The organism is Thermostilla marina (genome assembly GCF_054657455.1).
The window spans coordinates 1770913-1796567 of record NZ_BAAHYR010000001.1 but is presented as its reverse complement, the minus strand read 5'-3'; the positions used below and the strand labels follow the sequence as shown (position 1 = coordinate 1796567).

The following is a 25655-nucleotide window of genomic DNA, read 5'->3' as shown; positions in this document are numbered from 1 at the left end:
CTTGCCGGTCTGCGGCATCGGGCAGGCGGGCTTCGCCGATTCCGTGTGTTCTGTGGGGTGACACGGTGGAACGAGCCCCCTCCCAAGGATCATGATACCAAGTCTCCAGCCATGCCCACAATTGCGTAAGCAAAACAATAAGAATAAGATAGGTCGATTATCGGGAAGTCGGGAGAGATTCTACGAAGGGCCGGCCCCGTTATCGCTCCTGTATCACCCAACCGATGGAAACGGTAACCGCCGGTGAAACGGAAAATGCGCCGCACAGCAGGCTCGACTTCCCATAGGCGGGAAGTCTCACGCCGAACCTCCCGTTCGCCAGTCGCCGCCCCGCAGGGCGGTCGCACGGCGGTATCGCCATCGACGTGAAACTTCGCAGATATTTGCAGGGAACCGACTTCCGCCGGCCGGCAAGTCTCGAGCGGAACGCGGCGATCGGCGATCTCCCGCGGCCGAGAGGATGGGGGAATACGTTCGGAAGCAACGTGTGTCGCGTCTCCCCTGTCATAACGCCGACGGCGTGTGTGCCCAAATAGACGACTCCACGAAATTCAACGAAGCGACGAACCGATGACCAACTCCATGGATCACATCCCGGGAACATTCTTCGGACCGCCGAACCTGGTCGAACTGTTGCGTCATCGTGCCGAACACCAATCGGACGACATCGCATTTGTCTATCTCGTGGACGGCGATCATCAAGAAGAAAAACTGACCAACGCCGAGTTGGATCGTCGCGCAAGGGCCGTCGCCGCCCGCTTGCAGTCGATGGGACTTGCCGGACAACGTGCGTTGTTGCTCTATCCGCCGGGATTGGATTTCATCGCCGCGTTCTTCGGCTGCCTGTATGCGGGTGTGGTGGCCGTTCCCGCGTATCCGCCGCGCAAAAACCGGTCGATGCTCCGCATCGAGGCCGTCTCGGACAATTGCCATGCCAAGGTGACTTTGGCGACGCGGCAAGTGATCGACCGCGTGCAATCGATCATCGGCGAGACACCTCACCTCCAAGAAATGCCTTGGTTGGCCACCGACGAGGTCGAACCAGGGCACGCCGACGATTGGACGCCTCCCGATATTCACACCGACACGCTCGCGTTCCTTCAATACACGTCGGGTTCCACCGGCACGCCCAAGGGCGTGATGCTCACGCACGGCAACCTGCTCCACAATTCGGCGTTGATTTCCTACGCTTTTGAACACACGCGGTCGGGCACGGGAGTGTTCTGGCTGCCGAGCTACCACGATATGGGCTTGATCGGAGGAATCCTTCAGCCGCTGTACGTGGGAAGGCCGAACGTGCTCATGTCGCCGCTGGCCTTCTTGCAGCGCCCGTTCCGGTGGCTTTCGGCGATCACCCGCTACCGAGGCACGACAAGCGGCGGCCCGAACTTCGCCTATGACCTTTGCGTGCGTCAAATCAAACCCGAACAACGCGATCAGCTCGACCTGAGCAGTTGGGAGGTCGCATTCAACGGGGCCGAGCCGATCCACGAAGAAACGATCGAGCGATTCTGCGAATACTTCGCGCCGTGCGGGTTCCGACGCGAGGCCTTCTATCCCTGCTACGGATTGGCCGAAGCCACGTTGATCGTCTCCGGGGGATATGTGAAGGAACCGCCCGTCATCCGCACGTTCGACGGTGATCGACTGCAACATGGCCAGGCCGTTCCGGCCGACGCGTCGACAGCCCGTCCCCGACGCATCGTGGGTTGCGGCCAGCAATTACCCGACGAAACCATCCGTATCGTCGATCCCGAAACCAAGAAAACGTGTCCTGATGGAACGATCGGCGAGATTTGGGTCAATGGCCCCAGTATTGCCAAAGGTTACTGGGAAAACGAAGAAGCCACCCGCGAAACATTCCAAGCGTACACCGCCGACACAAACGAAGGCCCCTTCCTGCGCACCGGCGACCTCGGCTTCCTTGACAAGGGCGAGTTGTTCGTCACCGGCCGAATCAAGGAACTGCTGATCTTTCGCGGAGTCAACGTTTACCCGCAGGATATCGAACGGACGGCACAAAACAGTCACGAGCGTCTGCGGCCGAACGCAGGGGCGGCCTTCACCGTCGAACACGAGGGTCGAGAACGGCTCGTGTTGGTACAAGAGCTGGAACGCCGTACGCGAGACCATTTCGACGAAATCTTCGCCGCTGTGCGCCGGGCCGTCGCTCGTGAACACGAACTCCCCCTCGATACGATCGTGCTCGTGCGCGCCGGCTCGATCCCGAAAACCTCGAGCAATAAAATCCAACGCTACGCATGCCGCGAAGCGTTCTTGGCCGGCGAACTCGAAGAAGTCGCCCGTTGGGAAATCGGCCAACCCTTGCCTGACCTGGAGGAAGAACAAGCCACCGAAACATCCGCAAGCGGACCGTCGGCAGAAAAGGACGCAGTGCCTTCGACCGGCGAATCCGCTTGGCAACCCGCAGGCGGCGCGGAGGACTCGGTGGCCGAAACACCGGTCGACGAAAGCAGCCCTTCCGAAAGCGAAGAGAAACCGTCGAAACCGCTTACCCGCGAAGAACTGACCCAAGTCGTACTGGAGCAGGTTCGCAAAATTGCCAAAGAGCGAGCCGCCGAGTTGACGCTCGACACCCATATCGCCGAAATCGGCCTCGATTCCCTCGAGCGCATGGAAATCTTGGCCTCGTTGGAAGAATACTTCGGCGGTCGCTTCCCGGAAGAAATCCTGCCCGACCTGGAGACATGCCGCCAAGTCATCGAGGCGGTCGAAAAGTACCTGGGAACGACGCCGCGGCGCCGTTCCGCCGTCGCCCCCGATGCCGAGATTCCCGAGTCGGCGTATCGTTTCGAAAAGTTCCCCGAATACGTCAGTCTGCGAGAACGACTTGATTTTCTGCAATCCAGCGGATTGGGAAATCCATTTTTCACCGTTCACGAAGGGATTACGAACGACCGTACGATCATCGGCGGCCGTGAGCTGATCAATTTTTCGAGCTACAACTACATCGGCATGTCGGGCGACCCGACGGTCATCAAAGCCGTTCAAGAGGCCGTCGAGAAGTACGGGACCAGTGTATCGGCCAGCCGCCTGGTCTCGGGGGAAAAGCCTCTCCACCGCGAACTGGAGCGAGGCTTGGCCGACTTCTTCGGCACCGAGGACGCCGTCGTTTTCGTAGGCGGGCACGCGACCAACGAGACGGTCATCGGGCATCTGTACGGCCCGGGCGACCTGATTTTGCACGACGCCCTTTCCCACAACAGCATCGTGCAGGGGTGCATTCTCTCGGGAGCCCGGCGACGGCCCTTCCCGCACAACGACTGGAAAGCGGCCGACGAGATTCTCTCCCGTTATCGACACGAATACCGCCGCGTGCTGATCGTCATCGAAGGCACCTACAGCATGGACGGCGACATTCCCGACCTGCCGCGTTTCATCGAAGTCAAGAAAAAGCACAAGGCCCAACTGATGATCGACGAAGCCCATTCGGCGGGCACGTTGGGTGATACCGGTCGGGGAATCGGCGAGTACTACGGCGTCGATCGCCGCGATGTCGACGTGTGGATGGGCACGCTGAGCAAGTCGTTCGGAAGCTGCGGAGGGTACATCGCGGGGGTGAAGCCGCTGGTCGAATACCTGAAATATACGGCTCCCGGCTTTGTCTTCAGCGTGGGACTTTCACCGCCGAACGCCGCCGCCGCGTTGGCCTCGCTGAACCTGTTGAAGCAAGAACCCGAGCGCGTACGACGACTGCACGCTCGCAGCAAGTTGTTCCTCGAACTCGCCAAGGAACGCGGGTTCAACACGGGCATGAGCAAAGATACGCCGGTCGTACCGATCATCATCGGTAACTCGATGCATGCCCTGTTGCTGTCGCAGGCGATGTTCAAACGCGGCATCAACGTCCAACCGATTCTTTATCCGGCGGTGGAAGAAAAAGCTGCACGACTTCGGTTCTTCCTGACCTCGTGCCATACCGAAGAGCAAATCCGGTACACGATCGACGTCATGACCGAAGAGCTGAACAACATCAGCCCCGAATACTTGGCTCCAAAGGCGGCCAAAAGCGATTGAGCCCGTGCCTCGTGCTCCAGGCGACGGTATCTTCCAAGCCCCGCTCCAAGGCGGGGCTTTTTTTCGTCGCCTTACCGCGTAAGCCGGCATCTTCTTAGCGGCGATTGTGAGCTTTTGGACAAGGCCAAGAAAAAAAGGACCCGAGCCGTGTGGCGTCGGCTCGGGTCGCACCCCTCTCATCCGAAATCGTGGTTGGCCGACGATTATCGGACTGCTCAGTGATTGAATTCCACCGCCACGTTGACACCGTTCATGAAGACGTCTTGACGGTTTCGGTCCATCGTGATGCCCATGTCGGGTACGTCATAGTAGATGACGTTCGATGCTCGGGCGATCCCGTCGATCCAGAAGCCCGTCCAACCGACCGAAATCGCCATCTTCTCGGTAAGCTGATATTTCAGGTTGAATCGCAGTTCGACACCCGGCGACCACTCTTGGACATGCTCGGTGTGACTGAAGGCGGTCGGTCCCATCGCCAGCGGCATATCTTCCACCGGACCGGCGGAAGGATCCAACTGGCTGCCCAAAATGCCGTCAAGGTTCACGCTCTGGGCATTCCAACCGGCAAAGAAGCGGCCCTGAGTTTCGAACGTCCAGCGATTGTAGGTCCGGAAAATGCGACCGCCCAATTGCGGACCGACGATGTGGTTGTCGACGTCGCTGAACCATTCGCTGTCGGCCAGCGTGCCGCCGAAAGCTCTCACATTGAATTCTTCGTTGAATTCGAAGTACCGAACCCCCATGTACAGCTCCCAAATCGACCCGTGGTGTGTGGGATGGAAGCGATACGTGTAGTTCAGTTCCAGACTCCAGGTCTGGATCAGGTTTTCCATCCGGGCTCCCCAACTGGGAAGCGGATTGTCGTCATCGTCGGTGATAACGGGCGCGGTGAAGCTTACCGGCAAGTTCTGGATATCGGTCAATGCCGAGTCGACATACCCTTGCAACAGTTGGCTTCCCGGCGAGGGACCGTACGGCGGATCGGAGAACACCACATCCATCTGGCGGGCATTGTGGTTCGAACCGGCCGTGCCCAGGAAGGTATTACTGAACAACCAACCGTGATGCCCTTCGATATAACCGAATTCCACCCGATCGCCGTCGCTCCACGGGGTCCCGATCCAACCATTGTCATGGGTATTCGATTGGACGGCAAAGACGTCGGTATCGTAGTACACAGTCCGCGTCGCCCCGGGAAAACCGATCGGCGTCGTGTCGGGACGACCGATCGACCAGTGCAGATACTCAAGATTCAAGAAGTAACCTTCGTGTGGCCGGACGCCGCCGCCGTACTGGCTCACCTCGGCCGGGTTGAAGAATTGCATGTCCTGGACTTGCGCCACTGCCGGAGATCCCACCAGCAGTGCCATGAGCCCCGCGACCAGCCACGTTGGGATGCGTTGTAACGACATGGTCTTGTTCCACCTCGATGTCCGCAATTGAACAGTCCGAAGCCGGCGCCATACCACACACGGACGCCGACAGAATGGGGTTGCGACGTTAGTATCGGACGTTCCAGCCGTGCTAGTTGAGTAAGAACGGTAAGCCTTACCGAAAATGCGGCAATTTTTGGCCAAGAAACGCACCACAGAGGGGAGTGCAATGCCACCGCTAGGGAGGTTCAATGCCTCTTGAGGCAAGGCACCTTCGGAACGCGGCCTTTTTCGCCGCGCAAAAAAATAAGGGGCCAAGGCGCTCACCTTGGCCCCACCCCCTCTACAGAAGGTGTATCAGATTACTCGCGCCAGTAGCTCGTGAAAATCTGGTCGGCTGCTTCGATCGTGCGGTTCTGGCCGGTACCGCCTTCGTTGATCGTTCGGATGCGGTCAACCGACACCAACCATGCGAGCTCGGCCACGTCGGCAGGCAAGACCGACGACGCTCGCGTCACGACGCCGTCGAGCACGGTGCCGCCGGTCACGTAAGCCGTATCGAAGCCGCCTTCGCCGCGGACTACGACTTCCTCGAACCATTTCGCCCGCTGGACGCCGTACACGCCGTCCATTCGCACATATTGATCGTTGGCGTAAATCGTCTCGTTGCCGGCCGTTCCCCACAGGTAGGCACGATCGACGCCACCGGCTTCGCTGTACGCGTGGACGTAGTCGAACGCCTTAGCCCGCAGGTAGAAGCCGTTCCCGTACATTTTCCCCATATTGGCGTACGATTGGAAAGTATCGTTCCCGGGGGAATCGTACAGGTGAGCGACATCGGCTCCGCCGCGGGTGGCGTAACCGTGGGCCCAGCGGAACCCTTCGGCCGTCAACCGGAAGCCGTTACCGGCCAACACGATATAATCCGGCTTCGCCGTGAACACGTCGTTTCCGGGCGAGTCATACAGGTGGACGACATCCTCACCGCCACCGGAATGCGCATCGACGTACTCGAATCCCCGCAGCGATTGGGCATAGGTCGTCCCCGTCACGTTCGCCAAGGTCGGCGTGATGAGCATCACTTCATTGCCGGCAGTACCGATAATGGTCGCCTTATCGGCGGAGCCTCCCGCGGCATCGACACTGATCGTATCGAGGTCGCGCACCGCCAGGGCGTATCCGGCACCGGAAAGTTCAGCCAGCTTCGCCGTGATGGTGAGCTGATCGTTGCCGTTGCTGCCGACCAGACGTCCCACGTCAATACCGCCGGTCGATGTGTCGACGACGACGTTCTCGAATCCTTTCGCCCGCAGGTAATAATCGGCACCGTCCAAGATGGTGTAACTCGGCGTGGCCGTGACGGTGTCACCGCCCAATCCGTCGACGAACTGCGCCGAGTCGTTTCCACCGGCGGTCGCGTAGGCATGAGCAAACTCGAAGCCCTCAGCCCGCAACCGAACCCCGGAACCGACCAATTCCATTGCCTCGGGGGAACCGGTGACGACATCGTCTCCCGCCGTGTCGTACAGCGAAACGATATCCACGCCCTCACCCGCGTGGGCGACGACATCCGTGAAGCCGCGGGCGATGTGGCTGAAGCTGTCGGAATACAACCGGGCGGTCGTCGGCGTGAGGGCCACCATGTCGGTGCCCACCGAATCCCAGATTTCCAACGTATCGGCCCCACCATTGCCGTTGAGATCGACGGCCTCGACGTTCGTCGCATCGACGACGAAGTCGGTCCCGAAGTTCAATGCCACGCCGTTCCCCCACAGGCGGGCCGAATCGGCGCCCGTCGTCCCCGTGATTTTCACTTGGTCGTAACCCGAAAGCCCGTCGAAGCGGACGGTGGTCATCCCGTCGGCGACGGCCTGAGTTTGACCATTCACCTTGACGATCCAGTTGCTCGAATTCGCGTCGGCCACGAACTCGAACACGTCATCGCCGGTCGTACCGGTCAGGTGGGCAATGGTCTGAACCTCCCGCGGCGCCAATCCCGGCGGGTCGAGCAATCGGGTGAAAATGTCCGTGCCGTTGAGCGGAGCGATCAACGGATCGGTTTCGGTGGTCGGCCCGACCCAAGCGACGACGTAGTTCCCCACGGCGTCCATCGCGATCGCCGGAGTGACCTGATTGCCTGCCGTGAACGCGTTCACGCGGAACTCGCCTTGATGTCCCTTGGGCGGCAAGACGAAGTCGGAGCCGTCCGCCTGGAACATGCGGGCGTAGATACCGTCATCCACGGCCAGATCATTGTCTTGCCCCGACGTGTTCCACGCGATCGTGAAGTCGCCGGCCTTGTCCATCGCCACCACCGGCTGATACTGCCAATGGAGCGTCGTCTCGTTCACTTGGAACTCGTTGCCCTTGGGTGTCCCGGCGGGCGAGAACATGCGGGCGTACACGCCGTAACCACTGCCGTCCTGGAGGAAACTTGCCCAGGTCACGACGAAGTCGCCGTCGGCATCCATTGCCACTTGCGGGTCGATTTGCTCGTCGTTGACGTATTGATTGATCCCGAACTCGCCGGTCCGGGCGGTGCCGTCGGCGTTGTAAACCTTCCCGACGATGCCGTACTCGTTGCTGTCTTGGCCGTAGCTCATCCACACGGCCACAAAGTTCCCGGCATCGTCCATCGCCACGTCCGAGTTCTGCTGACGATTGGCCGTGGTATCGTTGATGCGGAACTCGTCGGCAATCGGCTGGCCGTAACGGTTATACTGCCGAGCATAAACACCGTCCGAATCGCCGTCCTGGCCGAAGCTGGTCCAGGTGATGACGAAATTCCCGACCGAGTCGGCGGCCACCTGCGGCGAATCCTGCAGGTTGAGCCGATACTGGTTCACGCGGAACTGGTCGCCCTGCGGCGTCCCGAAGCGGTCGAACCGACGTGCGAAGATGCCGCCGTCCAGATCGTCTTCACCTTCACCGGCCCACACGACGATGAAGTTCCCCGTATCGTCCATCGCGACGTCGGGTTGGACCTGGTCGCCCGTCTCGTACGTGTTCACGATGAACTCGGGCCCCTGCGGCTCACCTTCGCGGTTGTAACGCTGCGCGATGATGTTCGTCTGGCCGGTACCGGCGTCGGCCCCCTGATCGGGACTCACCCAGACGACCACGTAGTCGCCGTTGTTGTTCATCGCGACGGCGACGTCGGTCTGGTCGCCCAGCAAGGTCGTATTGACCACGCTGTCCTCGGCCCCCTCGCCGGGTTCGCCGGGCACCTCGGGGCCGGGCAACCCGATCAGTACGCGGAAATTCCGCACGAACGATGCGCCGTTGGGAGCGAACCCGGTCCGTCCCAGCGGGTTTCCTACCTTGTCCCGCACGCCGCTTTGCTCGAGTTGGCCTTGACCGGCACCGATCGGCGCCACGACCTCGAGCGAGTAGATATCGGCAGGCAAGGGTTGTAATCCGGGCTGACCGGCATCAGCATCGATCGTCAATACGGCTTCCCACTTATTGGTCGGCGTGGGATCGAGCCCCAGCGTATCGGCCAATTGCGAGGCCATGTTCATGCCGAAATCGACGTGCACGATGCTCCCGCCCATCAACACGCCGTTGCGAGCCAAGCGGTAATTCTCGGGATTCGTGACACTGTCGAGAACGTGCTTGACCGCGGCCGGCACGGGCAATCCGTTCGCCAGCGCATTGTCGCGCTCTTGCAGAGCCCATCCCAAGGTCGCCTGGTCGTAGGCAAGCATCTCTTCGTCGAACGTCACGACCAGATATTGCAACCCGTCATCGGTCACAACCACGTCGCCGTCGTCGATCTTCGTGCCGTCGGGAGCCACTAAATCCGTGACGATCGGGCCGGCCGTGTCGACCGACTCCTTGAATTCACGATAGTAGATCGACTTGTTGGTGTACGTGCCGTCGGTGGACTGTTCCCACTGCGTCCACGCGACGACGAACGACCCGTCGGGCATGACGCCCAGTGAAGGCTCGGTCTGCGGCGTCCCTTCCGTACCTGCCTCGAACAAGACCACATCGGGCGGTGCAACATCGGCCCCCCCGGCACGTGCCGTTCCGATGGGGAACATCGTCAGCCCCGTATCATGGACCTCCCCTTGGAATGTCACTTCAAAGACATAGGAACCGAATGGATCCACCGGATTGCCGAATCCGTCTCGAATCTCCCACGGCGTTCCTTGCCGATCGACGATTTCCAGGCCACTCACGAGACGAACATGGACCGGTCCATCATAAGCGGTTTCCGGCCAGTTGACACCCGTCAGATCGGAGCCTTCGAGGACCTCGTCGATGCGTTGGGCGGCGAGAGTGGGACTAAACGTGTTGTTTTGTTGAATGTTGTTGACGGTGAGGTCTTCGAACCCGACCAAATTGTCATTGAATAGCCGCAGCGTGAAGGATTCCCAGTTCAAGCCGGCGTCCATCACGATGTAGTACCGGGTGTTGTGACCGTCGCGCTGCGCGTTCAGCACGCTGTCGCTTTCGAGCACCAACGTGCTGAATTGCGGATCGGCATCGAATCGGCTGCCCAGGATGCCGTTGGCCTCGCCCCGCATCAGTCCGGCGACGCTATCCAAAATCGCCCGCAAACGGCCGAGTTGCTCGCTGTTTGCGCCACGGTTCACGGCTCGGACGAGATATTGTTCGATGACGCTGTCGACATCGACTCCGTATCCGAAACCGAAGCCGAAACCGAGGAAGGAATCAATGTTTTCCGTCGCCGGATCGAAATACGGCAGCAGGTCGGCGTTCGTCGACGCGTTGATCTGCGAACTCAACCAGGCCCCCGGAATGCTGAGGAAGTCCGAGGTATCGGGCCCGTACCCTTCGTAGACGCCGATGATATCGCCGTCGGCATCCAAACCGGCGTTGGCCGACACCTGAGAGTAAGGCCAGAGCGTGGCATCTCCCGGATCAAAAGCGGCGCTATTCAATCGGAATTCGTCGCGCAGCACCGTCCCGGTCGGTGTCCCGGTCGCATCGACCAACTCGTACATGATCGCATGTGTGTCGATGGAGTTTTGTTGCGTGTTGTCGGACGTACCGACCGTCTCCCAGGCAACGACGAAGTGATTCGCCGAATCGAACGACACCATCGATCGCCAGCCGCTGCCGACCGAGAATTGCGGCAACAGAACCGTTCCGCTGGGGTCGTAGGCCACGGCATTGATCGTCGACGTGAACACTTGCTGCGGAAAGCCGCCGTTCCGCCACAGCAGGTAATCGGGATCGTTCGTTTGCGACCAGGTGATTACGAAGTTCCCGTCGTGGCTCATCCCTACAGCGGGATCCAGCAACGCCGCAGTCGCCTCGTTGTTGACCTGGAACTCGACGCCGACGCGTTCCCCGTGCCGATTGAAGATCTGCGCGTTGACGGAGTTGAAGAAGCTGAAGTCCTGCCCGCCGCTGGCCCAAGCGACCACGAAGTTGCCCGCATCGTCCATCGCGACGGCGGGGTCGAATTGCGGATTGGTCGTATTGTCGTTCACACGGAAGGTGTACTCATCGACGCGGAACGAGCCCTCGGTATCGGGCACGGCCACCGGACGCACGCCGGGAATGTCGTCAGGGCCGAGAACCGTCGTCCCCACGGGCATATAGCGACGCCCGAAAATATCCGTCACACTGCCGAAATCCTGGAAGTTGGTGACCTCGCTTTCCCAAACAATCACGAAGTCGCCGTCGGCGTCCATGGCGACCGCCGGGTTCGTCTGATCGAGCTGGTCCGGTCCGGGCGTCAGCGGATTGTCCGGTTCTTCCGGGTTCACGCGGAATTCCGGGCTCGACTGTTTGAGCGTCTGCACGTTCAATTCGATCGACGGCAACAGCGAGTTGCCCAAATCGTCGCGCACGTCGGAAACGATCAGCGTCGGATGATCTTCCTTCGCCGAATCGCCCGTAAAGCGGATATCGAACTGCGTGGCGCTCACGGCAGTCACCGACACGCCGGGTACGGCCGTTCGCAACGTCTGCGGCGCACGGTACGGGCCTTCAACGCCGGGCACACGGCTGGGCGGCGGAAACGAAACCGGTCCGATCGGGTAGTTCTTCGCCCGCAATGCGAAGGCTTGCTCGATGGCGTTCGCCGTCGCTGCCGGATTGTCGGGCGACACCGGAATGTCGGCGATGACGATCGGCTCGCTTTCGACCGTCAACGTCGCGGCGGGCAAGAAGCCGCTGGTCCAGGTCGCGGATCCGACCTCCAACTTGGGCTGATCGATGCCGAGTTCCGCGTCGCCGTACTCGATGATGAATTCCTTGGAACTGATGGCCGTCACCTTCGCATCCTGCAAGGCGCCGCCGATCCCCTGCAATCCACTTTGCAATGCTTCCGCAATCGTCGCGGGATCTTGCGTCTCGTCGTACACGAAGGTCGTCTTTTCGCTCGGATCGATGACACCGTCGCCGTTCCCGTCGGCCTGAAGCACGACCTGGCCGGCAATCGGCTGTTGCGTGGTCGTATACGGTTCGTATGTCGCCGAAAACGTCAACTTTTGTTTGAGTTGGTACCCGCCGTAAACCAGCGTGAAGGTCCCGTAAGCCCCGGCGACATTGTCGGCCACCACGCCCGACGGCAACGTCACGCGTTGGACTTCGTCGGTGAAGTAACGAGCGTAAATGTTACTCTCGGTGAGCGGTTCGCCCGTCTGCGGATCGACCATCGGCAATCCGGTATTCGGATCGAGCACCGGATCCAGCCGCGACCACGCGATCACGAAGTCGCCGTCGTTGTCGACCGCGATCGACTGCGCCTCGATCGTGCCGCCGTCGAAATCGGCGAGCGAACTTCCCTTCGGACCGGTCGTCGAAAAGGAAATGAGCGACTGGTTGACGAGCGTGTCGTCCAATTGCATCGGACTGACGCTCAACATGGTCCGCTCTTCCAGCGCGTCGATGGTCAGGCGACGGTGTTTGCGGCCTCGCCGCGGCGATCGGGAGTCACTTCCCCAACGACCAAGCGCGCTCTTCTTCATCGACTTGTTCCTTCGAAAACTGGGCAGTCGCATCGAGGACATCTGTTGGGAACCTCTATTGGATGAGTCTCGATTCGCCGACGCCGATAGCCCCGGCGACGAGGGAAACATGCTTATGAAAACGATCTATTGCTTGCGAGATGAGGCCTTCCTGCCCGGCTCGCCGGTATGGCGACCGACGGACCACCTTGCCGCCTCCGTCGCGGCACATCCACCGGCCGAAAACACCCCATTTCGAGGGGAAAGGCAAAACTTCCCGATCGGTTTGAGCCCCAAAACGCGGGAAACCAGATAAGCAACGCATCTTGCCCAAACCAACCAGATAGACGGCTTTATCATGATTCCGCACCGAAATCCGGTCAAGGGTTGACTTTGCGAACGCGATAGGAATATGGGCAAACGCAGCCGGTTATGACCGTCACAACCGGACTCTTGCCGCCGAACCGCGGGTCGTCGTGACGCGGCTTCCGGGCCGAAATGGAAACGCATACACCACCTATTCAGGGAAAGTACACCCCCTACTGGAGAAAATTCTTCTTCAGCAATCGCGTCATTCCTATCCCGCCCAGGCAAGAACGACGCATTCCTGGCAGCGCACACCAGCAGAATCGGGCGGACAGGGAGCATCATGGTCGTCGCGTTCGCTAAAGCTTGCCCAAACACGCAGAAGACACGCGATTGGCGTGTGCAAGAATGCCGGCTCCTACCTTTGACGCACCGACTTGAGTGAAAGTTCCCGTTTTTCCGACAATGACGGTTCCCCTAATACCGGCGACCTTGCCAGAAAAACGCGTGAAATCATCACGCTCACGACGTACAATTCTCCGGGAGAGATTGTTTTCCCGCGTCACCCCACCCACTTTCTGAGGAAGCCTTCCCGCTCATCAGAGCTATACATGTCGCGGCAAACCCAAGTTCGCGTTGCCGTTACCGAGCATCCTAAGTAGTCGTAGGGAACGCCATGCCGATCGACGCCTTTTTCCGTAAGCCACAACGCCGCTTTCTCGCCGAATCGCACACCTCAAGTTTGATTCTGGCTGTCGTGATCGCGGCGATTTTTTGCACCTCGTCGGTATCGGCCAAAGGTACCGACAAGAAGATCACCTCGGACAGATTCATTCGGGCGAAGTTGGACGATTCGGGCACGCCGGTCGCCCTTCAAACGGCGATCGTCGGCTACGCCAACCCCAAAGAGAGCGAATCGGGTCTGCGAGTAGACCTGGTCGGGGTCATCCACATTGGAGATGCCGCTTATTACGACAAGCTGAATCGGATTCTGCGCAAGTATGACGTCGTGCTTTATGAATTGGTCGCCCCCGAGGGTACCCGCATCCCCAGAGGGGGCGCCGGTGTGCCGCAGCATCCCATCAGCGCGATGCAAATGAGCATGAAAGAGTTGCTCGAACTCGAATACCAACTCGACCGAATCGATTACACCCGCGAAAACTTTGTCCATGCCGACATGAACCCGACCGAGTTCGCGCGATCGATGGCCGAACGCGATGAAAGCCTATGGAAGTTGATGCTGAAAATGATGGGCTACGAAATGGCCCGCAGTTCGGCTCCCAGCCGTCAAGGTAGCGATGCCGATTTTTTGGCGGCCTTTTTCAGCAAGAATCGCGCTTTGGCTCTCAAACGGGTGCTATGCGGCCAAATGGCAGACGACGCCACCGCCGCGATCGACGCCTTGGCGGGAGAACAGGGTTCGACCTTGATCGCCGGCCGAAACGCCAAAGCCCTCGAGGTCCTCGACTCGCAAATCGAGCAGGGCGCAAAGAAGATTGCCATCTTTTACGGAGCCGGCCATATGAACGACTTCGACAAGCGTCTGAGGACGCAGTACGGACTGGAGCCGGTGGAAGTCCGTTGGCTTACGGCATGGGACCTGTCGGAACCGGGCAACGACGCAGACGGAAAGCCCCCCAAGACCAAGAACAAGAATCGCCGGTCTCACAAACGTCGCGGCGTTTCGGGTGATTGATCGCGACACGGCGAGGCAGTCGCCCGGGCACGTCTTCACATCGGCCCGTTCTTTACATCGCATTCGGCATCGGGCATACTACCGCGATAGTGGGGATCGGCATTCAGGGCTGCGGAATTCGGAGTAAATTTTCCGCATCCGTCGCGCCGAACCATCTCACGCAGAAGCACTCGACGCTCGAACGGCACCTCAAGGAGTCGGCACGGATGGCATTCCTTTCGGTCAACGAAACCACGACCTTTCGTTGGTCTTTCGAAGAAGATGTCGAACGATACGCTGCGGCCGGAATCCCGGCGATGGGGGTGTGGCGACACAAGCTGAGTGACTTCGGCGAGGCCAAAGGGGCCGAACTGCTGGCCGGCAAAGGGCTTCGAGCGTCCCATCTGTACTGGGCCGGCGGGTTCACCGGTAGCGACGGTCGGTCCTTCCGTGCTGCCGTCGACGACGCGCGCGAAGCCGTCCGCGTGACCGCCGATCTCGGTGCATCGTGCCTGGTTCTTTTCAGCGGTGCGCGAGCAGGACACACGTATAATCACGCCCGCCGCCTCGTTCGCGAAGCAATCAAAGAACTGCTGGACGACGCCGAAAAACACAACGTGGATCTGGCTATCGAGCCGATGCATCCCTCGTGCGCGGGAGAGTTCACGTTCTTGAACGTGCCTGAAGACGTCTTCGAGCTGATGGATGAGGTCGGTTCGCCGCGGCTGAAGATGGTCTTCGACGTCTACCATCAAGGGTTCGATCCCGACGTGACCTACCGGGTGGGCGATTGGATTCCTCGGATCGCGTTCGTCCAACTCGGTGACGCAAAACGCGACCCCGGCTCCGAACAAAACCGGTGCCCGCTGGGAGAAGGAATATTGCCGGTGGCCGAAATCGTCGCCGCCTTGAAACAGGCCGGCTACGACGGTTACTACGATGTCGAACTGCTCGGGGAAGACGTCGAACCGTACTCTTACGAGCAACTTCTAGAAAACGCGAAACAATTCTTCGCGGAACACATCGCAAGCTAACCATATTTCTTATACCTCCCAGCCAACCCTCCTTTACACCGTAACGGTGGCGCATTTTTCAACCATTGTTGTAATTTCGTGCGCTGCCGGTGCGTCTGTTCCAATAGCGTCGAAAGAATCCTCGGATTCTTGCGAACTACTTGGCATATGCGCAAGTAACGATCTTAGAACGAGTTAAGAGGGAAACTTACGGAAGCGGCCATGGTTCGGCATGCAAACTGCACAAGGTGACGACTGAGGAACACGGGGGAAGAAAGCGGCCGACCGCGGCAACGAAATTGTAGGCAACGGATCCATCGAGGTCGCGCAAGGTTGGTGGGCAGCCGTCTCATCCAGGAAGGATCGAATCATGTTGGTACTCAGCCGGAAGGAAGGTCAAGGGATCACGATCGGCCCGAACATTCGCCTTGTCGTGATTGCCGTTCGGGGGAAAACGGTTCGGATCGGCATCGAGGCACCGCCCGATGTCCGCGTGTTACGTGAAGAGCTTTGCGCCGACACATCGCCGGACGCCCCAAGCCGAGACGGCCCCATCGTGACCGGTCTTCAGGGGCGAATCGAGGACGAAACGTCCGCATCGTCGTCGGCCGATGTCGGAACGCCCCAAGCCTGCGACAGCCAAGTCGTGTTTTTCACGATCCCGGCTTGTTGCGAAGAGCGCGCGTCTTCATCGAGCTGATTATCTCGTCGGGCCCGACGAACTCGTCCTGCCGCCGTTGAACGGTCTTCTCATGGGGAGCATCCGACGGCAGGGCGATCTTTTCCCTTGCGGCCGAACCGTTATCTCATGTGCTACCGGTCCCGACCTTCTACCGGTGACGCAACAACGGCAATCTGCCGCGAACCTTGTCTTCGAGCCACTCCATCCTCGTCCGCGTAAGGGGCCGAAGCGAATCCGTCGCGCTCTTCGAACGGCGTCGTCCACGAAACCACCGCATTTACGTCTCCGTCCTCAATCGAACGGGGCGACGTGCGATCGATCGAACGCCCCAAGCTGGGATATCCCGCAGGCTGAACGACGCCCGGCGCCCCGTCGGGCACGCGGGTTTGTTGGAGATGTTCCAGCAGAATACGTCGCACCTCCAAGATCGCCAACGGATGGGCGTGCACGGCCACATGATCGGCAGGCACGACCAATTCCGAGGCGGCGTCTTCGACGTGCGCACTGGCATACTGCACGACCCCGTCGCCTTCGCCGGCGATCCGTCCGATCCACTTGTCTTGCGGCAACACGCCGATGATGTTGTGATAGACCACCCAGGGAGCCTTGTGGCCAGCCAGAATGACTCCGAACACAGGACATTCGGGCGCCAACGACTCGATGCTGTCGGTGATCGCCAGCAAGCTCTCGGGCTTCAGCAAGTCTTTGTTTTCGCGGAACAGGCGCTGTTGCGTTTGGATCAACTTCTTGGGCAATCGAATCAACCACGAAGCCAACCATTGGGTCGTTTCGTTGGAAAACTCGCTTCCGTGATGCGGCGTCCCGATCGTGATGACCCGTCGGATCGAAGGGTTTGCGTGGAAAAAGAAGGTTTCTTCGAGTTCCTTGCGGGTGTCCGGATCCAACTTCAACTCGTCGATGGGACGGTTGCTGACCAGTTGCCAAAAGTCGTTTCCGCTGTCGATCGTCTGCAATCGTGAGACGAGGCCGCCCATGCTGTGCCCGACCAAGACGATCCGATCCAACGCGGGCTCGCGATGCTGCGGATCGACGCTCTCCCGCATCTCCTGAAGATCTTTGCGGAACTTCGCAGCCGTCACCCAGAACGGTTCGGCAGTCGGATACAGATAGAACCAAAACTGATAGTTTTGCCGAATCGTGGGATCCGCCCGCAGGTCGTTGAACATTTGCATCCACGTCATCGGGCTGGACCACAAGCCGTGTACCATGATGACGGGAATCTTGCCGGGCTGATACGGCTGCACCATGTACAAGCCCATAATCGGCTCTCCGCCGGTCGGACGTTCCAAGAACATGACGTCCGGCCGCAACAAGCCGACCGTCGCCAGTGCTCCCAATTCGGGCTTCGAGAGGAAATAGGCCAGCGGCGTCGTCAAATCGCTTTGCAGCGGCACCCGTCGGCCTTCCAATTCGAGATCGTTTCGCACGATCGGATCGTACAGTTCCAATGCCGCGCGTTGCGAGGCGCCGGGCAGGCGATTCGTCGACGTGTTGATCGTGTGTACGTTGCCGGGGCGCAAGAATGCCGTAACGGGAAAGCTCAAATCCGGTGGATAATACTTCGCCACTTGCGGCTCGCCCTGGTAGTTCTCCCGAACGGCAATCATCGGAACGCCGAGACCGTAATTGACGTAGTGGTTCCGCAGTCCTTTGATCTCGTAATCCGAGACAAACTCGAAACGGCCGAAATCGCGAACGTCCCACTGCGAAGAGCTGATCGTACAAACGATGTCCCACTTTCCGCCGGCTGTTTCGACTTCGTAGGAATATCCCGGCTTCAATCCCGAATCGCGGCAGACGATGCGCAACCCCGACTCGAGGGCCGCATTGTACAGGTCACAAGCCCCGCGAAACTGGGGATCGTACGGATTCCGCCACTTCGCCAAGGTATCGTCGAACAGGTATTGATAGGCGTACAAGACGGCTCCGCCGTACAAATCGAGCGCCCTTTTGGGATCCGACTTTTCGACCTGCTTGGCCGCCCAGTGACTCAACTCGGCGTAGGCGTAAACTTTTTCCGGCGTGGGATCGGCTTCGATCGTCGCGCGGACCTTTTCCAGCAACTCCTCGGGCTCACCGTCGAGGTCTTCCACTAGATCGTAACGTCGCAAAAACTGCATCGTTCGATCGCTGGGCATCGGCCGACGCCACCAGGTGAAATCGACCTGCGAGTAAAGAGGATCGTGCGGCACGCTCCGCAACTCGGCGTACCGCCCACTTGCGCACCCGAGCGTCAAACATGCCGCCGCCAGCACACCGAATACCAGTCGGGTGCGGTCGGCCGTCGTTTTGCAAACCGCTCGCATGGTGATCCTCCATGATCATCTCCGCGAACACGACCACGGCGACACGCCTCTCCTGCGACCACCGTCGCCGTACCACCGTTACCGAGGATCTCTATCCCGGCTTGAAGGCGGAAAAGGATAGCGGTCGAACGGGCAATCGGTCAACGGCATTCATGTCTCCAACACGCCGTGTTTGACGGCACGCCCCATCCATCCTGCCCTGCCCATTTTCACTTGTTTTTCGCAGGCCGAAACGATACGCTTCGCAGCCCCGAAACCGTAAAGCAAGGCCGGTCCTGCTGCGTCGACGATCGTTTCAAGCAATCGAGGAGTTCCGACCTGATGAAGTGCCCGAAATGCTGGTCCGACAAGGCCTATCTCCGATCGTGCCCCGCTTGGCAACGCTGGGTGTACGCGTTGCTGTTGTTGCGGCCGATGGCCTGCCGGCATTGTTTCCACGAATTCGTGACATTGTGGTTTTTCACGTGGGGCAAGCGGGTTCATCCGCCGCGATTACGCATCGTACGCGATCAAATCTCCGCCCCGTCGCAGGCCGAACTGCACTTGGCCTCGCGGCGAAACCGCCCCCCTCGCGCCGATGCCGCCTGACTGCCATGCGTCGGCGGCGGGTTGCGATAGCCTTGAGCACACGTGTGACGGCAACGGAGCACGAATGCGAAATGGGTCAAGCTCCACGATTTCCAGCACTTACGACCTTGACACGGATCACTTCATGGGAGGCCTTTCATGACGACCGATCGTCATGCCCGCGGCAATTCCCCTCCTTCGCCTACGGCGTTGGTAGACGTCCATTGCCATATCTTGCCCGGAATCGACGACGGAGCGACGGACTGGCAAACGACGCTCGCCATGGCCCGCGCGGCCGCAGCCGACGGCATCTCGCTCGTGGTCGCCACGCCGCATCAGCTCGGCTCGTACCGAAACAACACGGCCGAAACGATTCGATCGCTCGTCACCGAGGCGAACCGCCGACTGGAAGATGCAGGGATACCGCTGGTCATTCGGCCGGGGGCCGACGTCCGCATCGACGACGATCTCCCCGAACGTGTGGCCGATGATTCGGTAATGACGTTGGCCGATCGGGGGCGGCACGTGTTGTTGGAACTACCGCACGAACTCTACGTACCGCTCGAGGGACTGCTCGATCGGCTCGAACGCATGGGCCTGGTCGGCATTCTGTCGCATCCGGAACGCAACGCCGGAATCCAGAGAGATCCGCGAATCGTGGATCGGCTCGTGGCCCGCGGTTGCCTCATGCAACTGACCGCCGGCAGTTTGACCGGCAGCTTCGGCGAACCGATTCAACGCCTCAGCGAGGTTCTGTTGAAGCGAGGCGTCATTCACATGGTGGCCTCCGACGCCCATGGCCTGCGACGCCGCCGCCCGATTTTGAGCCGGGCCTACCGTCGCACGCACCAATTGATCGGCCCTCGCGCGGCCGACGTCCTGTTTCGAGAAAATCCCACTCGAATCGCCCAAGGTGAAGACGTCATCCTCGAACTTCCCAAGACCACGAGCTTTTGGGGATCGTTCTGGAAACGACGCGCCGGATAGCTTTCGACTGCAAGGCGCCGAATGATTCGATCGTGAACACCTCGCGCCACAACCCGATACGCCTTTGCCGCCCGGCCGTAACGGTCGTCGGATCGCTGACTTTGTGTCTGCTTCTGAGTGGTCCGGCAAGAGGACAATCGAGTCCGTGGCGATGGAGCCACACGGTCGGTCCGTTCCGGTGTATCGCCGATTTTCCGATCGACGAGATTCTCCCGGCCTTGAGCGACCTGCAAAACCTCGCCGACGATATTGCCGTAAAGCTGAAAATCGCTCCCGAAGCCGGCGCGATCGATGTTTATACATCTTTGCCAATCAGGCCGGCTACAAAGACTTCATCGTCCGCCGTTTTCCCGACGTTCCCTACCGTCGGGCATTGTTTGTCTTGGAAAACGGTCGCTCGATGGTCTTCACCGCCCGCGGACGCGATTTCGAAACGGATCTGCGGCACGAATGTACGCACGCCTTGCTCCATGCCGCCCTACCGATGGTTCCCCTTTGGCTCGACGAAGGATTGGCCGAGTATTTCGAGGTGCCACCGGGCGAACGCGCGTTCGGTTCTCCCTACTTGAAAACAATCCGTTGGGCGTGCCGTTTTCGCCGCGTTCCCGATCTGGCTCGCCTCGAATCCCTCGGCTCGATGCAGGCAATGGGTGAACGCGAATACCGCGACGCCTGGGCGTGGGTCCATTTCATGCTCCACGGGCCGCCGCCCGCCCGCCAAGAACTCATCGCGTTCTTGAGTCGCATCCGTAATTACACGCCGCCGGGCAGCCTGCAAGCGCATCTCTCGCAGCGAATTCCCGATCTGCACCGTGCCTACATCGACCACTTTCTGAACTGGCACGAATAACTCTTTTCTATTTTTACGTGCCGTCACACTGGACAACCTGCGGCCTTTTTGTTGACCGGGTGAAAGCAACTGAAGAATCCGGCGGCCTCTCTCCGAAGAACGAAGACCGGCGCGAATTCTCGGCCGAATTTTCAAAGATGCCGACACGAAGCGCCGATGAAGGGAGCAAGCCTCCTCGTTTTCGCGTTTGAGCTTCTACGTACACACCCACGCGAGGGCTGGATAACGACGGCACGTCATTCAAGGGATTTTCGTTTTACCGAAGGGGACACGAACGATCATGAAACGGATCCAAGTCATTGTAGGGATGCTGGTCGCTGCCGCTTTGGTCGGCATGGGATGGACGGCTCAGGCTGCCGCACCTCAACAGCAAAAGATCAACGTGATCGACGTCGCGTTGGCCGACGGCGGTGTGCTCATGGGCCAAGTGGTCGATACCCAAGGCATCGCCAAAGCGAATGTGCCGGTCAAACTGACCGCCGGCGAGAAGGAACTCGCCGTCGGCAAGACCGACGAGAAGGGTTATTTCGCTTTCAGCGGTCTGCGAGGCGGCATGTATCAGTTGACGGCCGCAGACGGCACCGGCATGTACCGCTTGTGGGCTCCGCGGACGGCGCCGCCTTCTGCTCAGCGAGGTGCGTTGGTCGTCGCCGGTCAGGATCTGGCCCGCGGTCAACTGGGCGCCCGGATGCGGGCGTGGCTGTCGAATCCGTGGGTGGTCGGCGGTATCGTTGCAACCGCCGTGGCCGTTCCGGTAGCCATCCACAATGCCGACGACGATACTCCGAGTTCGCCGTGAGTCGAGCGACTCGAGCCTTGCCCCATCAGCAACCGTTTTTGCCGATGCGGCACGAACGGACTGAGAAGAGCGCTACCGTCGCTCCACTCGGTTCGTGAAAATCCCCAAACTAAGTTCCAGCCCACAAGGCCTGCACCGAAGGATCGGTGCAGGCTTTTTTTGAGGCGCCGCGGAAGTCGAAACGCGGCCTGCCCGAATCATCGCACAAGGCTCCCTGCCGCGGCTTCTCGTGTTGTCGCCTCTTCTTAGGGGCGGTATAATCCGCCGCATTGAGATGTTGGGAAACCTTGCGCATGAGTCAAACTGTGGAATTTCGCATCGGTTTGGGGACGGATCTTCACCGCTTGGAACCCGACCGACCCTTGCGATTAGGGGGGGTCATCATCCCAAGCGACCTCGGGGCGGTCGGCCATAGCGATGCAGATGCCTTGCTTCATGCGGTTACCGACGCCGTCCTCGGAGCCGCCTCGTTGGGCGACATCGGAACTTTGTTCCCCGATTCCGCCCCCGAAAACCGCAACCGAGACTCGGGCGACATGCTTCGCACGGCGTGGCAACTCGTTCGGAACGCAGGCTGGGAACTAGTCAACCTGGACTGCGTAGTCCACCTGCAGCGCCCGAAACTCGCCAATTACCGAACGGCGATCCAACAAGCCGTCGGGACGATATTGGGCGTCCCTCCCGAACGCATCGGCGTCAAGGCTAAGACCGGCGAGGGCCTCGACGCCGTCGGCAATCGCCGGGCGGTTGCCGTGCAATGCGTCGCCCTGCTCCAGCGATCCACGAATTGAGACACGTCGGGTCGCGGCACCTCGACACCAATCAGCCGATTGAAAGAATAAACCAACGAACAAGGTCGTCCATCATGATCCGTGTATACAACACGTTGACGCGAACCAAGGAACCGTTCGAACCCGTCGTGCCGGGCAAAGTGGGCATGTACTTGTGCGGACCCACCGTTTACAAACCCAGCCACATCGGGCATATGGTCGGGCCCGTCATTTTCGACGCGATCAAGCGTTACCTGCTCTATTCCGGGTACGACGTCACCTGGGTCGTCAACATCACCGACGTCGACGACAAGTTGATCGCCGAGAGCAACCGGCGAGGCATCCCCATGTCGCAGGTCGCCGAAGAAATGATCGCCGACTACATGCGCAACCTGGAAGCCATGTCGATCGACACGATCGATCATTTCCCACGGGCGACCGAGCATATCCGGCACATCATCGATTTCATCCAGGACCTGATCTACAAGGGCTTCGCCTACGAGTCGGACGGCGACGTATACTTCGACGTCACCAAGCTGGACGAATACGGAAAACTCAGTCGTCGCAGCCTTGAAGACATGATCGGCCAAGGGGGCGAGGCGGCCGACAAGAAGCGATCTCCCACCGATTTCGCCTTGTGGAAGGCGGCCAAACCGGGAGAACCGTCGTGGGAAAGTCCGTGGGGACCGGGTCGGCCGGGTTGGCATATCGAATGTTCCGTCATGAGCGGTACGCTGTTGGGCGAGACGTTCGACATCCACGGCGGCGGGCTCGACCTGGTCTTTCCCCACCACGAGAACGAAATCGCACAAAGCGAGGCCCGGCACGGCAAGCCGATGGCCAAGTATTGGCTGCACAACGGCTTGATGCAGGCGGCCGACGAAATCGGCAAGGTCGGAGGCCGTCGCACTCGTGCGGCCGACGACGAACAAGCCCAAGAGGCGGGCAAAATCAGCAAGTCGAAAGGCGCCCGCCCATTCCGTGAATTGTTGGAACAGTACGCCCCCGAGACGATCCGATTCTTCATTCTCTCGACCCATTATCGTCGGCCGATCGAGTTCGGCGATCGGCGACTCAAGGAGGTCGAAACGGCGCTCGACGGGTTCTATCGCTTCTTCGAACGCTTCGCCCGGATCACCGGCAAGTCGTTTTACGATGTCGACTATGCCAAGAAACGCACCGACAGCCCGGCTCCCGAAGCCGGCGATACTTGGTTGCAGGAGGTCGCCGATCACGCCGAACGTTTCCGGCAGTTCATGGACGACGACTTCAACACCGGTGGGGCCGTGGCCGAGCTGTTTGAAATGCTGCGTCTGTTCAACCGGTTCATCGACCAAAACAACCTGGAGCAATCCGCCACACCCGACGCGATCACCCGCTTGGAACGCGGAGTTTCTCTGTTCCGGGAAGTCGCCGCAACGTTGGGACTGTTTCTCAAACCGGTCGAGAAGAAGAAGACCGTCGCCGACGACGGATTGGTTGGAAAGTTGATCGAGTTGCTCATCGAAGTCCGTGCCGACGCTCGCAAGGCCAAGAATTTTGCCACCGCCGACAAGATTCGGGACGAACTGAAAGCGATGGGCGTGCTTTTAGAAGACGGGCCTCAGGGAACGCGTTGGCGGCTGGTCTCCTGATCTACGATCGTTGGAGCCTCCTATCGTTGCCGTGATTCGACATCGAGCACGACACGGCCTAGTGACGGAACGTCGCGGTGAGCGCCACGAAGCATCGAATTCTGGGCGTCGATCCCGGATTGAACGTAACCGGTTATGCGATCCTCGACTCGCCCGGCAAGGGCGTGTCGTTGGTTGAGGCGGGTGTAATTCGGGCCGGAAAGGGCGATGTGGCCAAGCGTGTGGCCGAAATCCATCGCGGGCTGACGGACTTGATCGAGGAATACGGTCCGCACGTGATGGCCCTAGAAGAACTCTATTCTCATGTTGCTCGTCCGCGAACGGCTATCTTGATGGGCCACGCACGCGGCGTCATTTGCCTGGCGGCAGCCCAAGCGGGGGTGCCGGTGGTTTCGTATGCAGCGACTCAAATCAAGCGTATTCTGACCGGCGCCGGTCGGGCGCCGAAGTCCCAGGTTCAGCAGGCCGTCTGCCGTGAACTCGGCTTGGCAACCGTTCCTGATCCGCCGGACGTCGCCGACGCATTGGCGATCGCCATCTGCCACCACTACCTGTCGAAAAGCAGCCTGAACACCGATGCGTCTTTGAGATGACCGACGCGTGCCCGGGCGCACCACCTCGGCGTTTCGTAGGTGAGTCGACGGACTCTCGGCACATCAGGAGGTCACAACCTCCTCGAGAGGCACAAGGCGATCGAGTGTATCCAGCAAGATTTGTTTGTCGAACGGCTTGACGAGGAAATCGGACGCTCCCGCCTTGAATGCTTCGCGAAGAATCTCGGTCTGATCCAATGCGCTGACGACGACGATCCGAGCCTGCGGATCAAACTCGCGGATACCTCGCATCGCGTGCAAACCGTCATACTGCGGCATGACCAAGTCGAGGGTCACGGCGTGCGGGCGCAGCTCGCGGTATCTGTCGATTCCGGCCTGACCGTTGTCCGCCTCCCCGACCACCGTCCATCCTGCGGCAGTAACGGTATCTTTGATCATCGCACGGATGATCGCGGCGTCGTCGACAATGAGAATCTTCCTCGACATGGGAGCTCCGCCTCTCTTCCTAACCTGTTCAATTCCGCTCAATGATGTTTTCGATCCGCCCTGCCGAACGCGCAACTCGCGTTCCTGAGCATTGCGCCGATCTGCAAATGAACTACAAGGTTTTAGTCACTTTGCCGGCCACCTCGACGGAAACCGATCCGGTGGCGCAGTCGAGGGTGATTCGCCGTCCCGAATTCCCGCCGGTGTCCTCCGCGACAATTCGGATGCTGTGTCGTTTCAGATGCTCACGCACGGCCTTGATGTTGTCGTCTCCGATTTGAAGCGGACCGCAACTGCGAAACATGCAGGAACCTCCCGCGATTTTCGCTACCAACGACGAACGCATGGCTCCCTGCTTTTCCAGTTCACCGACCATGTGCGCTACGGCGGTGTCGGCAAACTTACCGGGGGTGCCGGTTTTCCCCTGAGAATTGGCCAGCACCACATGTGCCAAGGCCCCGACTTTGAGCCGAGGATGCCACAGGGCGACGCCGACGCAGGATCCGAGGACCGACGAAAGTTGATCTCCGGCCTTACCGATGGCGACTTGGCCCATGCCGACCGATATCTTGTTTCCGGTGGAAGCACCGGATTGAACGTTTACCGTCATTTCGAGCACTCCCTCTCCAACACTACTCTCCGTAACCCACGGGGCGGCAATCGTA

General features: G+C 59.8%; 17 protein-coding genes. 11 read left to right on the top strand and 6 right to left on the bottom strand.

Annotated features, from left to right (window positions below):
* Positions 1-570: 570 nt before the first annotated feature.
* Positions 571-4038 (top strand): aminotransferase class I/II-fold pyridoxal phosphate-dependent enzyme, encoded by a 3468-nt coding sequence (locus tag ACYQ2I_RS06470; protein ID WP_460166188.1) that lies wholly within the window; start codon positions 571-573, stop codon positions 4036-4038.
* 215 nt (positions 4039-4253) lie between these two features.
* Here the strand turns inward: ACYQ2I_RS06470 and ACYQ2I_RS06465 are convergent, their stop codons facing one another.
* Together ACYQ2I_RS06465 and ACYQ2I_RS06460 are read right to left on the bottom strand one after the other, a co-directional pair.
* Complete coding sequence (locus ACYQ2I_RS06465; RefSeq protein ID WP_460166187.1) at positions 4254-5450, bottom strand: BBP7 family outer membrane beta-barrel protein; 1197 nt, start codon at positions 5448-5450, stop codon at positions 4254-4256.
* Between the two features lie 323 nt (positions 5451-5773).
* Positions 5774-12361 (bottom strand): hypothetical protein, encoded by a 6588-nt coding sequence (locus ACYQ2I_RS06460; protein WP_460166186.1) that lies wholly within the window; start codon positions 12359-12361, stop codon positions 5774-5776.
* A gap of 961 nt (positions 12362-13322) precedes the next feature.
* Between ACYQ2I_RS06460 and ACYQ2I_RS06455 the strand changes: the two genes are divergently transcribed.
* The 3 genes from ACYQ2I_RS06455 (at position 13323) to ACYQ2I_RS06445 (ending at position 16034) form a co-directional block, all read left to right on the top strand.
* The gene (locus tag ACYQ2I_RS06455; protein ID WP_460166185.1) at positions 13323-14342 is read left to right on the top strand and encodes a hypothetical protein; all 1020 of its coding nucleotides are present in this window, start codon (positions 13323-13325) and stop codon (positions 14340-14342) included.
* 206 nt (positions 14343-14548) lie between these two features.
* Complete coding sequence (locus ACYQ2I_RS06450; protein WP_460166184.1) at positions 14549-15355, top strand: sugar phosphate isomerase/epimerase family protein; 807 nt, start codon at positions 14549-14551, stop codon at positions 15353-15355.
* Between the two features lie 349 nt (positions 15356-15704).
* Positions 15705-16034 carry a carbon storage regulator gene (locus ACYQ2I_RS06445; protein WP_460166183.1) on the top strand — a complete coding sequence of 110 codons (330 nt, stop codon included), beginning with the start codon at positions 15705-15707 and terminating at the stop codon, positions 16032-16034.
* Between the two features lie 113 nt (positions 16035-16147).
* On the opposite strand, the gene ACYQ2I_RS06440 is transcribed toward ACYQ2I_RS06445, so the two are convergent.
* Both ACYQ2I_RS06440 and ACYQ2I_RS06435 read right to left on the bottom strand, forming a co-directional pair.
* Positions 16148-18343 carry an esterase/lipase family protein gene (locus ACYQ2I_RS06440; protein WP_460166182.1) on the bottom strand — a complete coding sequence of 732 codons (2196 nt, stop codon included), beginning with the start codon at positions 18341-18343 and terminating at the stop codon, positions 16148-16150.
* A gap of 150 nt (positions 18344-18493) precedes the next feature.
* A complete protein-coding gene (locus ACYQ2I_RS06435; RefSeq protein WP_460166181.1) occupies positions 18494-18646 on the bottom strand; it encodes a hypothetical protein in 153 nt (50 codons plus the stop codon).
* Between the two features lie 18 nt (positions 18647-18664).
* On the opposite strand from ACYQ2I_RS06435, the gene ACYQ2I_RS06430 reads away from it, so the two are divergent.
* The 7 genes from ACYQ2I_RS06430 to ruvC all read left to right on the top strand — a co-directional run bounded on the left by ACYQ2I_RS06430 (position 18665) and on the right by ruvC (position 24543).
* Entirely contained in the window at positions 18665-18931 is a 267-nt protein-coding gene (locus tag ACYQ2I_RS06430) for a hypothetical protein (RefSeq protein WP_460166180.1), read from the top strand.
* Between the two features lie 138 nt (positions 18932-19069).
* Positions 19070-19897: a tyrosine-protein phosphatase gene (locus ACYQ2I_RS06425; protein WP_460166179.1), complete on the top strand. Its 828-nt coding sequence runs from the start codon at positions 19070-19072 to the stop codon at positions 19895-19897.
* A 400-nt stretch (positions 19898-20297) separates the two neighbouring features.
* Entirely contained in the window at positions 20298-20747 is a 450-nt protein-coding gene (locus tag ACYQ2I_RS06420) for a hypothetical protein (RefSeq protein ID WP_460166178.1), read from the top strand.
* Positions 20748-21027: 280 nt separating this feature from the next.
* Positions 21028-21546, top strand: a complete 519-nt coding sequence (locus ACYQ2I_RS06415) for a carboxypeptidase-like regulatory domain-containing protein (protein WP_460166177.1) — start codon at positions 21028-21030, stop codon at positions 21544-21546.
* A 293-nt stretch (positions 21547-21839) separates the two neighbouring features.
* Complete coding sequence (gene ispF / locus ACYQ2I_RS06410) at positions 21840-22337, top strand: 2-C-methyl-D-erythritol 2,4-cyclodiphosphate synthase (protein ID WP_460166176.1); 498 nt, start codon at positions 21840-21842, stop codon at positions 22335-22337.
* A 74-nt stretch (positions 22338-22411) separates the two neighbouring features.
* Entirely contained in the window at positions 22412-23950 is a 1539-nt protein-coding gene (gene cysS, locus ACYQ2I_RS06405; protein ID WP_460166175.1) for a cysteine--tRNA ligase, read from the top strand.
* A gap of 77 nt (positions 23951-24027) precedes the next feature.
* A complete protein-coding gene (gene ruvC / locus ACYQ2I_RS06400) occupies positions 24028-24543 on the top strand; it encodes a crossover junction endodeoxyribonuclease RuvC (protein WP_460166174.1) in 516 nt (171 codons plus the stop codon).
* A 63-nt stretch (positions 24544-24606) separates the two neighbouring features.
* Here the strand turns inward: ruvC and ACYQ2I_RS06395 are convergent, their stop codons facing one another.
* Both ACYQ2I_RS06395 and ACYQ2I_RS06390 read right to left on the bottom strand, forming a co-directional pair.
* The gene (locus tag ACYQ2I_RS06395; protein WP_460166173.1) at positions 24607-24990 is read right to left on the bottom strand and encodes a response regulator; all 384 of its coding nucleotides are present in this window, start codon (positions 24988-24990) and stop codon (positions 24607-24609) included.
* Between the two features lie 112 nt (positions 24991-25102).
* Positions 25103-25600 (bottom strand): chemotaxis protein CheD, encoded by a 498-nt coding sequence (locus tag ACYQ2I_RS06390; RefSeq protein WP_460166172.1) that lies wholly within the window; start codon positions 25598-25600, stop codon positions 25103-25105.
* Positions 25601-25655 lie beyond the last annotated feature (55 nt).

Excerpts from the sequence above, each read along its gene's own strand:
- ACYQ2I_RS06470 (WP_460166188.1), top strand. The coding sequence starts at position 571 with ATGACCAACTCCATGGATCACATCCCGGGAACATTCTTCGGACCGCCG.
- ACYQ2I_RS06465 (WP_460166187.1), bottom strand. The coding sequence starts at position 5,450 with ATGTCGTTACAACGCATCCCAACGTGGCTGGTCGCGGGGCTCATGGCA.
- ACYQ2I_RS06460 (WP_460166186.1), bottom strand. The coding sequence starts at position 12,361 with ATGAAGAAGAGCGCGCTTGGTCGTTGGGGAAGTGACTCCCGATCGCCG.
- ACYQ2I_RS06455 (WP_460166185.1), top strand. The coding sequence starts at position 13,323 with ATGCCGATCGACGCCTTTTTCCGTAAGCCACAACGCCGCTTTCTCGCC.
- ACYQ2I_RS06450 (WP_460166184.1), top strand. The coding sequence starts at position 14,549 with ATGGCATTCCTTTCGGTCAACGAAACCACGACCTTTCGTTGGTCTTTC.
- ACYQ2I_RS06445 (WP_460166183.1), top strand. The coding sequence starts at position 15,705 with ATGTTGGTACTCAGCCGGAAGGAAGGTCAAGGGATCACGATCGGCCCG.
- ACYQ2I_RS06440 (WP_460166182.1), bottom strand. The coding sequence starts at position 18,343 with ATGCGAGCGGTTTGCAAAACGACGGCCGACCGCACCCGACTGGTATTC.
- ACYQ2I_RS06430 (WP_460166180.1), top strand. The coding sequence starts at position 18,665 with ATGAAGTGCCCGAAATGCTGGTCCGACAAGGCCTATCTCCGATCGTGC.
- ACYQ2I_RS06425 (WP_460166179.1), top strand. The coding sequence starts at position 19,070 with ATGACGACCGATCGTCATGCCCGCGGCAATTCCCCTCCTTCGCCTACG.
- ACYQ2I_RS06420 (WP_460166178.1), top strand. The coding sequence starts at position 20,298 with ATGGTCTTCACCGCCCGCGGACGCGATTTCGAAACGGATCTGCGGCAC.
- ACYQ2I_RS06415 (WP_460166177.1), top strand. The coding sequence starts at position 21,028 with ATGAAACGGATCCAAGTCATTGTAGGGATGCTGGTCGCTGCCGCTTTG.
- ispF (WP_460166176.1), top strand. The coding sequence starts at position 21,840 with ATGAGTCAAACTGTGGAATTTCGCATCGGTTTGGGGACGGATCTTCAC.
- cysS (WP_460166175.1), top strand. The coding sequence starts at position 22,412 with ATGATCCGTGTATACAACACGTTGACGCGAACCAAGGAACCGTTCGAA.
- ACYQ2I_RS06395 (WP_460166173.1), bottom strand. The coding sequence starts at position 24,990 with ATGTCGAGGAAGATTCTCATTGTCGACGACGCCGCGATCATCCGTGCG.
- ACYQ2I_RS06390 (WP_460166172.1), bottom strand. The coding sequence starts at position 25,600 with ATGACGGTAAACGTTCAATCCGGTGCTTCCACCGGAAACAAGATATCG.